Source organism: Candidatus Desulfolinea nitratireducens (assembly GCF_982879505.1).
This window is the reverse complement of record NZ_CEYOSI010000114.1, coordinates 1-10,807: the sequence shown is the minus strand read 5'-3', so window position 1 is coordinate 10,807 and position 10,807 is coordinate 1. Positions and strand designations below refer to the sequence as shown.

Sequence of the window (10,807 nt, the reverse complement as noted above, 5' to 3'; positions counted from 1 at the left end):
TTCTGAACAACATGATAAACACTGCTAATAAGATTTTCTTCCTTATCAAAAAGTGCAATCTCAAAAGACTCTACAGACATCAGACCTTTGGCAGCCTCATAAATAGCATCGTAAATCTTTTCTGGCTCAAGGATTGCACTAATTTCCGCGCTCACAGAGTTGAGGATTCCCAAACGGTCAGCAGTGGATAAAGTCGATTGGTATAGACGAGCATTTTCAATCGCGACAGCGGCCTGTCCTGCAAAAGTTGCCCCAACTTGAGTATGTGTCAAAGTGAAGAAATTGGCTTCTTGTTTATCCAGCATCATAGCACCAATTACCTCCCCCTTATAGAGAAGGGGAATACCCAACCACGATAAATTCTCAGAATCCCCTACAGTTTGAACACGTTCATCTTCTCTCTTGTCAGGAACTGAGATTGTTTTTCCAAATTGAAGCATCTCATTCAAAAGTTTATTATCGTTTTGTGAGGCATTCATCCCAACACGAGAGATATCATCAGGAAAACCACGCGATGCTGCCACCTGTAATTTATCTTCATCATAGAGCCAAAGCATCGCTCTATCATAGGGGATGACCCTTTCAAGCTGGCTCAGCAAAGACGGAATCAATTCTTCACTTTGAAGACTTGAGTTTATTGTGGCAGTAACCTCTGTGAGAGATTCAAGCTGCGTGGCGCGCTCTTCCGTAGAATGTAATAAATCAACATTTTGAAGAGAAAGAGCAACTTGTTGTGCAAGGGAAAGAAGCAAGCTATCATCTTCATTATTGAAGGCGCCAGTTTTATTGAAATTGTCTAAGACCAGTACGCCCAGACAGTAATCACCCGTTTGGATCGGTACCAATAAACTGGATATCGGCAATCGTCCTCCTACTGCCTCACGATAGATATGAAGAGAAGAAGCCGAAAGCGTATAGTCCCGGGCAAAATTAACTTCACTTACAAGTCGAGAACGTCGTTCTGCAAAAACTGTGCCTGGCAATGCCTCACCTGAATGATAGGAGATTTTCTCCATGCTGGCATTATCAGTGTAATTTTGCACAGCCTCTGGTTCAAGCCTCTCGGTACTTTCATTCCAAAGCAATACTATCCCTGCATGAGCAGCAGAAATTACGTTCAAAGCACTTTTAAGGAGCGCTTTCGTAATGTCGGAGGGGCTTAGATCATCCAATGTTCGGCTGAAATCAAGCAAAAGATTCACTTCCTTGAACCTTCTGCGAACAGATGTAAGCAAATGAATATTCTGTAAAATGATCGAAGCCTGACGAGAAATCTGATAATACACTTGCTCATCATCTGAGGTGAGAATAGCCATTGGGTCTGTGCTCACCGCCAAGACTGCAGCAACTGTTTCCTCCTCCACAATGATAGGGAGAGCAATAAAACTCTTACTTTGCATCGCACTAAGCAAAGGAGTTTCCCGCCATTCGTCGTTTCCCTCCAGATTCATAACCAGCATAACTTCACCTGTTTGTAAACAAGTGCGCAGAGGATTGCGTTGTCCAAACAAGGCATCCGGATTAATCTTAGGAGGCAGATCCCCCATAGTTTGCAGCAAATGTGGCCCTTCAATAGTATTTTCTGCAATAAACGCTGTCATAAAACCCATATGGGTCAAAATTTCTCGTCCCAAAGCCTGCAATGCAGATGATGCGTCAACTTGCTTGCTAATTTCTTCTGTAATTTGCAAACCTGCACGAGTACGATCTGAAGCTCCATCAAGTTTATGAATGGTAATCGTCTGTTCCATGTCTTTATGCAACATCGTTGGCAAATCATTCTGGCTGATTTTTAATAAGCGCTGTTGTCGTTCAAGTCCGGCAGATAGAGCGTCCGCCCTCTCGCTAAACTCCTCCAGCCGTGTCTGGTTGCTGATTAAAAGCGCCGCCTGTGCAGCAAAAACTTCAACTGCTTCAACTGTTGACTGATCTGGATAGAAACCATCGCGAGGTTTATCAAGGCTAATCATCCCCAGCGGGTTTTCGCCTTGGTCATAAAGTACAAAAAGGAATTTATCATCAGAATGCCAGGCGCCAGATGCTTCGCTTTCATCATATTCCTTATCCTGGATAATATTATGAAATTTGCTTTGTATCACAGCGGGTTTCTCAGCAGGAATATAGTACGCTCTGCCTAGCTGAAACTCAGGTTTCAATAGCTGTTGAATACTATTAAAAGGTTGATTGGCTTCTTGAAGAATAATAAAGTTATCTTCCGATATGCCCTCTCCGGATATATATTGCATCGTCTCGGTCTTGGGATCATAAATGCTGATCAGCACCTCATCAAATGGAGTTGCATCACAAATGCCGCGAGAAATCACCTGCAATGATTCGGCGAGCGGCTGCTCCAACTCAAGAGAGCTGGTTGTGTCAAAAAGGCTTGTAAGAGTTTTTGCCTGGCGTTCGAGCAATTTTCCATGCTGAAGCTGTTCTTCGTAACGGTACGCATTCCCAAATGCGATCGCAGCCTGAATTGCCAATGTCTTTACCACATCCAAAGTTTCTTCGTCAAAATGATGGGGAGACATTGAATGCAAATGGAATAATCCAACAGTTTTCCCTTGGTAAGCAATTGGTGCAATCAAGGCAGATCGGACGCCCTCATGATTGGATGGATGCGACCCTTCAGAAAAATCATCGACAAAGAGCGCTTTTCCGCTACGCGCCACATTCTCTTCAGCTTCCGTTAACTGAGACCCCTGGGCACATCCTAATGCAAGTATGGCCTTAGGCGTATCCTCTTCAAAAGTGTTCTGATCAAATATGGTGATCGTGCCACAATCAGCTTTGGTTGTTCGCAAACCTTCATCATAAACAACCTTCAATAAATGTTTAAGGTTGAGATTACTATTCAATTCTCGACTAACACGTGAAAGGGCTGTTAGTTGGTCTACACGCAAACGTAAACTCTCATCAGTTTGTGCTGCAGCTCGTGATGACCCCACCGCAATCGCTAAATGCTCAGAAACTGTGATTGCGGCTTGAATATCGTAACCTGTAAAAAAGTCTGGAAATCGGCTGCCCAAGAATATTTCCCCTATACCATGCTCTCGAATTACAAGTGGCACAGCCAAAGCTGATTGCATTTCAGAGGCATCGGCCATCGGCCGATAAAAATCCGTAATCCGAGGGTCAGCTTGCACGTTACCAGACCTGAAAGATTGCTGGCTGCCGGTCACTGTAAAACGGAATTGAGGATCCTCAAGATAGATTTTAGAGAATTTCCCTATGCTTTCAGCAGGAATGCCATAAATTGATTTTTCATGCGCATTTAGCCCCCCCTCTTCTTCATCGAGCAAAAAGAGGACCGCTGTATCCGCATCAATTAGTTGGACCAATTCCCGAATCGAGAAATGAAGTGTTTCATCCAACGTTGCTGATGAGGAAACCAAACTGGCAACACGCCTCATCGTTTCAGCACGACGAGCACGCTGTCGGGTTTGCAAAACAAGGCTCGCATTGTCGATAATTGTTGCCGCTTGATTGGCAACGACATTCATCAAATGTACTTCGTTTTCATTGAATTCCTGCGAACCCTGAATATGATTCGAAAGTTGTAAATAACCCAAAAAGCGTCCGCTGGAAATTAAGGGAACCAATGCGGATTCATGCAAACTTGCTGCCTGGGCAATATTCTGAAGGTGAAGTTCTTCCCAGCGCTGATCTTTTGCTGCTTCAATGGTTAGTAGAGCTTGCTGCGCATTGATTATTTCTTCTGCCACGCTATCAGCTACTATTTCAGAACGATAGACACTTACAATATGAGAAGGCATCCCTTCAAAGGGAACTTGTCCTTCCAACATCCGGCGTTCCTCATCATAGAGTAAAAATCCAAGAATTTTGACATCAAAGAGCGGTCGAATATTTTTCACCAGGGTAGAAAAAAATTCTTCTCTGTCTTGTAAAGAACCTGCTGCTTGCGCCAAATTCGCCAAACTGGTGAGTTCCCTCGTTCGTTGCTGTTCATTTTCATAGAGCAAGGCATTTCGAATTGCTACAGCAGCCTGCCCTGCAATCATTTGAAGGATGTCCTGATCTTCCTGGGCATATGCATCCGCTGCTATCTGCCCGACTTCTAATAATCCCACCAGTTCACCACCCGCATGAAGAGGAATACCAATATATGAACGTATTGAAAACTGATCTGTTTCTTCCAGAAAACGAAGTTTTTCAAAAGTTTGTGTATCCGAAACAAATAATGCATCTTCCTGTTCTGCAATATAAGCCGAATAATTTCCAAAACGCGTGTTGTCGCTTCGTTCAAGTTGGGATTTTCCATCCGCTACTCCTATGCGATAAGAAATAAAGGATTGTCTCGCTTTCTCCCAAACTTTGACTTCCAGAATGTCAGAGAGAACCAGTCTCTCTACATTTTCTATTACCGCACTAAGGGTGGCATCCAGGTTGAGATTTTCAGCAATTGCTTGTCCAAAATCAGTGATGATTCGCAGTACCGAGCCTGAAATATCTTGAGCATCCGCGATACCTGTGGATAATTCTAGTTGTCGCAGAGAAAGCAAAAGCAGCGGATCTTTACCCGGCACCTGATAAGAAATTCCCTCAACCATTTTTCCTGCAATTGAAAAATGAGCCTGTCCCTCCGCTGCGCATAATTCCCAAAATTTATCGCTTGGTCGTGCTCGACGTGCAATTCTCTCCAGGTTCGGAGTCTCTCTTTCGGTCAACTCAAACCATTCTCTGGCCGTCGCGTTTGCGTAATCGATTCTTCCACCCGAATGGATTACCAAAACAGCATCTCCGTGTTTAGGGGTTTCTTTCGAGGGAGATTCGATAGCGGCTTGCAAAGTTGGGTGGACACTTAAAACCCAGCGCGTTAAAACCCAAACCAGTGCAATTAGCACCAGCCCTACCAACGCGAGAATGAGACCTGAAGCAATCCCTGCATCCATAATGGAAAAGACCTTAAACCCCGGTAGGTGTATCGAGGCGGCGAGACTCTGCCGCTAATTCTGTAATTTCCCGAATGTCTGAAAAGAGGTGCTCTTTTGGAGAGATCGTTCCGATCATCATCTTCATAAAAGATGATCTGACCATCTCCCCTTCTGCATTCGCAGATTGTATAAACCCTTGGTCACGATCCATAAAATTATAGTGAGCTTGCACTTCTTCATCAAAACGATCCTTTAGAGACTTTTTGATCTGCAAGATGGCTTCATCCGATGAGATGACGATAAAATTATCTCCGCCAGTGTGACCGATGAAATCATTTGGTGACCCAAACTCATCAACTATTTCGCCCAGTAGCATTGCCGAAAAACGCAAGACATCATCTCCGGCAACAAAACCATACACATCGTTGAACGCGGAGAATTGACTGATTCGACAATCCATTAAAGCCCAATCTTTCTCGCGGATGATGCGGCGAAGCTGCTCCTCGATCAAGCGCCCAGCTGGTAAACCTGAACGGGGATCGGTGAGACTCTCACGTTCTGAACGTCGAATTGCGCCTTGCACGCGTAACTTTAACTCTTCGATATCGAAGGGCTTGGTAATATAGTCATCCGCGCCCAGCTCAAGCCCCTGGAGCTTATCACTGCGCTCATCTTTCTGGGTCAGAAAAATAACCGGAATATGGCTTGTACGCATACTGGTGCGCAAGTTGCGGCAGACCTCATAGCCATCAATATCGGGAAGCATGATGTCCAGGATAATTAAGTGAGGCAAAACTTGCCGGGTTTTTTCCAGCGCATCGTTTCCACGAAGAGCAACATCAACATCGAAGCCCAAGCTACTGAAATAAATTTTTAGCATATTTGAGATGTCGGGATCGTCTTCTACAACCAAAAGGCGGGCATTTCCCATAAGATCCTCCAAAGGTTCAGGATAGTACTAATTTCTTTTTGCCACATTACGACGTACAATCTCGATCTGAGCTGGCGTCACTTCCTTTTCAAATGAACGAAAACCGCTTAACCGAAAGCCATGTTTCTTTGCGATCATCGCGATCTCGTCTACACGACTACGGGTAATATCTTTCCCTAATGTGTAATCTACAAACCGACCTTCCAGAGCCAAAGCCATTGTCTCTGCCATACAGGCATAGGCCTTGCCTTCTGGAAAACCGAAATCAAAATGAAAATCAACTGCACCGGGGATGTCAACCATCCCACCGTCTATCACTAATATATCATTTCTTGCGGCTGCTACCATTGCAGAAACATCACGAGGTCTAGCCACATCACAGACCACGCTTCCAGCCCGGAGATGCTCGGGACGGATCACATTTTCGTTGACCGCGCTGGTCACGGTCAAAATTAGATCGGCATCCGCTAAATGGGAGAGATCTGTACTAGCTTGCAACTCCGCCCGAGAGGAAACATCCAATTTTGCTTTTAGCTTTTCTAAAGGTTCCGGATGACGCCCAAGAAGATAGAGTTTTGATACATCATCTGCTAAAAGTTCTGCGCAAACGCGACCAATCGCTCCGCCCGCGCCCACAACTGCTGCCGTTGATTTGGCAAGGGTAATGCCCATAAGCTTTGCGGCTTCACGGAGCGCCTCGACTGCAATAGCGACGGTAAAAGCATCCCCGGTCGTGACAGGAATATCCAGTCCCTTGGCGATGGTGATACCGGCATCGCCTATAACAGAGGTGAATGCACCCAGCCCAAGAATTTTGGCACCAAGTTTTTCTGCCATGCGCCCTGTCTGGATAATTTTACGATAGACTGACTTCTCAGGCAAACTCAACATACGGCGCGGCGTATAGGGGCAGGCAATAAACCAGCCCTTGATCTCTTTGCCAGTCGCCTCAGACCGGATCCCTTCGATTTCCGAGAGATATACCGGAGGAAAGAATGTTGAGAAAAAATCAATTTGTCCTTCGCTAAGAATGCGACCCAGCAACGGGAATTTACGACTGACATCCCGTTTCGGGTCAATGGGGTGGATGATGAAGGCAAAACTGTCCATACATTACCAGGATTCCTCTTTTTGATGGTACGGTGTCATATGTAAATGGCCTAATCGTAGTTTGTGATGGTCACTATCTTTGAAATATATATTTTTATCAATCACGCGTCGTTCATTGGATGCTGCCAAAACGACATCTGATTCAATTGTTCTTGCCGGGTAAATGATCATCCCTGCGCCAATTCGGCAATTATGCCCCACACAGCCCCCTATCACCGGGCGGTTAGAGTTTTTTAGCTCATTATTACCATCCATCGCCCTGATTGGTGCGGGGATCAGATTGTAGTCCGTAAAGGTTGAACCAGCACCAATAAAGGTGTTTTTCCCGATCACACACATCTGTAAACAGGTATTTTGCGCAACCATGCTATTATCCATAACAGTTGTCATAAATAAAGCCGACTTGAATGGTAAAAATGTTCCATCACCAACGACCGAGAGCATTATTTGGCAATCCTGAGATATATTGACATTATCACCAATAATACAATTTTCCACTACTGATCCTGCGCCAATGGTAACCCCATCTCCAATGATCGTTGGTCCATGAATGATCGCCTTCGGGTCAATAACACAATCTTTGCCAATTTTAACCAGCTCGGAACATTCCAAAACCTGCCGACCCTCATAGAGAGCCTTTCCCAAAACCTTAATTTTAAAACCAAGGTCTTCTTTGAGCCTTTTCTCAAACCGAAGACCCGTTGCAAATACCCCAAAGACCACATCAGCAATAAAGATATGGACCCACGAATCAATTGCCAGCAAAGAGCGTATCGGCACCTGAAAAACCAGATCCCCACTTTGGTCCGCCATATAGGTCGGGACATGATAATAACCAAGCTCACTGGGCTCCATATTTATCAGCATTGGACGCGCATCGGCAACAGGGCCGCGCGGATAATACCAAAGATCGGCAAAGTATATATTTCCGGCTGATGTATATGAGGTTGAAAGAGGCAGCGCATGTTCACGAAACGCGGGAGCTTCTGCATGAAAGGCTGCCCGGCAAGCCCGCCCGGTTTTCCGGGCCATCATAATAAAAGTATCGATATAACCCCGGTCGAAAAAGAGATTATTACGATAAACCAGCATCTCCTCGCGCCTTTGCGGCAAATGTTCCCCGGGCTGCAATTCGATTTCACGGGTTGTGTATTTCTCAAGCAGATCTCTTTGCAACAAAAAAAGAGGTCGGTTATGAACACGTAATTCACGCGCAGCCACACCAAAGGGATGGATAAGTTTAGGCGCTGGCAGGATGACTTTTAACATAGGAAAAGAGGGGTCCTAAAATAATGTATTTCACAAAAAGAAAAGTTCCTAGCGATACATTATCTTACCATTAGTTTCTACCACAGAAATAAATTTTAGAAGAAAAAACTCCCCAAAATCACGGCTGTTATCGTAATTGTTAGGTTGTCAATATCCTTATAGGGAAGAGATTCGACCAACATCCCGCCAAAGGCGATGATCGTAATAGGCAAAATAGACTCGGCGGATGAAAAGCCGGAAACGCCCGCAACCCCATAAATGGCCACCATCAAAATAGCAAGCAGCCAGCCCCCAACAAAAACCGCCAACGACCCGGCGATAGATTTCTCAGGACTCCAGGGTAATTTTGCCGATTTGACCCGCCGCCCGACCACATCCGCAATGCCATCACCGCCACACATCAGCATCAACGCAATGATGCCAACAGGTGAATCCTTCCAGAAGATGAGGGTCATTAATACAAAGACGATCCCATAATAAAGGGGGCCTTTCAATATTTCTTTGGGGTCTCCGGTGCGAGACATGGCTTTCACCGAGGCTTCATCCTTGAGAATCCCCAGTCCGATCAACGCAAACTGGACGGTGATCGCAAAGGGGACCAGAGCAGCCATCCAACGTGCAGCAGGCATATTGTCAAAGAGCAGCCAGCATAAGACAAAGATCGGTCCCGTCCCAATATGGATGATCTTGCGACTCAGGCGAGATTCGATCCATCCGCGATGAGCGAAGAAATCCATCAGGCGTAAAAATCCAAGGGCAGCTGTAAAAGTGATCGCGAGGGCAATCCAATTATTCATGATTTTCCTTATTATTCTGGATATCTCCCCTAAATTCCTGACTTAGGATTTGGGGGTAATGTCCGTAGGACAGAGGGGGTCACCGCAATTCCTTGCCAAAGGGGAATAAAGCCAGGGGAATAAGCTTGAAATGCTGTCTGGCAAAGGGTAGGCCAATGATCGTAATAGCCAAAACAAGACCATGCAAAAGATGGGAAATAGCGATCTCCCAACCGAAGAAAATTGCCCAAAGAATATTAAATAACATGTTGAGGGGATTATCTGCTTCTTTGGATATCACGATCTCACGCCCAAAAGGAGTCATCGTAGCAACGCCCAGCTTAATTGCCTGGGTACCAAAAGGAATCCCGACAATCGTTAAAAAGGTCAGCAACCCGCCGAAAATATATCCCATCCCAGAGATGAATCCCCCAAATATTAACCAGATCAAATTTCCAAGAAAGCTCATCAGATCTCTCCTTATTGTTAAAATGAATCTTTTTTGTAAAAATATGCTCGTACACTATCTGAATTGTATACGAGAAACTATCTTTATGTAAGATATACGCCCCCTCGTACCATCATTTTCTTGATCCGAAATGGGGAAAGCGAGGGGGGTATAATTGGCGAATTCTGGATAAAACTATGCAAAACGCAAGAAACGAATTCCTTCACGGCGTCAAAGATGAACTCCCCATTCTTGTTGGGGTGATCCCCTTTGGGATGATCTATGGCATCCTGGCAATCAGCGCAGGCCTCTCCGAAGCAGAGGCACAGGCCATGTCGGTGATCGTCTTTGCCGGATCAGCCCAATTCATGTTGGTTCAGCTTGCAGGCATTGGAACTCCCGCATTGATCATGATCGTAACTGGATTCGTGATCAATCTCCGTCACGCACTTTACAGCGCATCCATCGCGCCACATTTGCGAAGATTGAATCCCATTTGGAAGACGATCCTGGCCTACCTGCTTACCGATGAGGCTTACGCCGTGGCGATCACACGCTACAACCGTGAAGATGAGAGTGACCACAAATACTGGTATTTTTTGGGGGCGGGATTGGCTTTATGGACGTCATGGCAGATCAGCACAGCGGTCGGTGTTTTTCTGGGAGCGCAAGTCCCGCCGGGATGGTCACTGGATTTTACCCTTGCGCTGACCTTTATTGCGCTGGTTGTTCCAAGTTTACGCGACCGGCCCAGCTTATTCGCTGCGATTTCAGCAGGTGTCGTCGCCGTCCTGACAGCGGGATTGCCCTATAAATTAAACCTGATCGTCGCGGCGATGGTGGGAATTATCGTCGGCCTGTGGAGTGAAAAAGAATGAACTCTTTTTGGCTGACAATGCTAACCGTAGGCATCCTGACATTTGGGATTCGTCTCTCATTTATTGTGATCCTTGACCGCTGGCAACCCCCAGAATTAATTCAGCGTTCGCTGCGATTTGTCCCCGTAGTGGTTTTGACAGCGATTATTGTCCCGGAGTTGGTTATGCCCGGTGGGACAGTGGATATCTCCATTAGCAATTTACGCCTGCTGGCGGGAATCGTCGCAATGCTGGTTGCGTGGAAGACAAAGAATATCGTCTGGACGATCATCGCTGGGATGGGAGTATTATTGGGGTTGCAGTTATTAATATAGGGGAAAAGAAAAATCATCGCCAAAAGGACGAAGAAATCCAGAGGCATAATTAATTGTGTGCTTATTCAGCTGCGATGAAGGGGATGATCTTTCTGTCGAAGAGTGCTACCAAATACGCAAACCTTATTTTAACTTTAGTTTCCGCTAAGTGGCTTGTAAAAAGAGATGGTAATGGGTTCAAAACGT

At 45.5% G+C, this 10,807-nt stretch carries 8 protein-coding genes; 2 read left to right on the top strand and 6 right to left on the bottom strand.

The genetic code is table 11. The features are described from left to right. The 6 genes from AC3DOM_RS10915 to AC3DOM_RS10890 all read right to left on the bottom strand — a co-directional run. Positions 1 to 4,913 (bottom strand): GAF domain-containing protein (locus tag AC3DOM_RS10915; protein ID WP_487919079.1); only part of this gene is annotated, 4,913 nt, incomplete at its 3' end. 13 nt (positions 4,914 to 4,926) lie between these two features. Continuing rightward, positions 4,927 to 5,826 carry a GGDEF domain-containing response regulator gene (locus AC3DOM_RS10910; protein ID WP_487919078.1) on the bottom strand — a complete coding sequence of 300 codons (900 nt, stop codon included), beginning with the start codon at positions 5,824 to 5,826 and terminating at the stop codon, positions 4,927 to 4,929. 27 nt (positions 5,827 to 5,853) lie between these two features. Continuing rightward, complete coding sequence (locus tag AC3DOM_RS10905; RefSeq protein ID WP_487919077.1) at positions 5,854 to 6,936, bottom strand: shikimate dehydrogenase; 1,083 nt, start codon at positions 6,934 to 6,936, stop codon at positions 5,854 to 5,856. 3 nt (positions 6,937 to 6,939) lie between these two features. Next, entirely contained in the window at positions 6,940 to 8,205 is a 1,266-nt protein-coding gene (locus AC3DOM_RS10900; RefSeq protein ID WP_487919076.1) for a DapH/DapD/GlmU-related protein, read from the bottom strand. 95 nt (positions 8,206 to 8,300) lie between these two features. Further along, on the bottom strand, positions 8,301 to 9,002 hold the full coding sequence (locus AC3DOM_RS10895; RefSeq protein WP_487919075.1) for a diacylglycerol/polyprenol kinase family protein: 702 nt from the start codon (positions 9,000 to 9,002) through the stop codon (positions 8,301 to 8,303). Between the two features lie 79 nt (positions 9,003 to 9,081). Then, positions 9,082 to 9,450: a YccF domain-containing protein gene (locus AC3DOM_RS10890; protein WP_487919074.1), complete on the bottom strand. Its 369-nt coding sequence runs from the start codon at positions 9,448 to 9,450 to the stop codon at positions 9,082 to 9,084. Positions 9,451 to 9,626: 176 nt separating this feature from the next. On the opposite strand from AC3DOM_RS10890, the gene AC3DOM_RS10885 reads away from it, so the two are divergent. Further along, positions 9,627 to 10,307 (top strand): AzlC family ABC transporter permease, encoded by a 681-nt coding sequence (locus tag AC3DOM_RS10885; RefSeq protein ID WP_487919073.1) that lies wholly within the window; start codon positions 9,627 to 9,629, stop codon positions 10,305 to 10,307. Then, positions 10,304 to 10,621: an AzlD domain-containing protein gene (locus AC3DOM_RS10880; RefSeq protein WP_487919072.1), complete on the top strand. Its 318-nt coding sequence runs from the start codon at positions 10,304 to 10,306 to the stop codon at positions 10,619 to 10,621. Before AC3DOM_RS10885 ends, AC3DOM_RS10880 begins: the two co-directional genes overlap by 4 nt. The last annotated feature ends 186 nt before the right edge of the window (positions 10,622 to 10,807 follow it).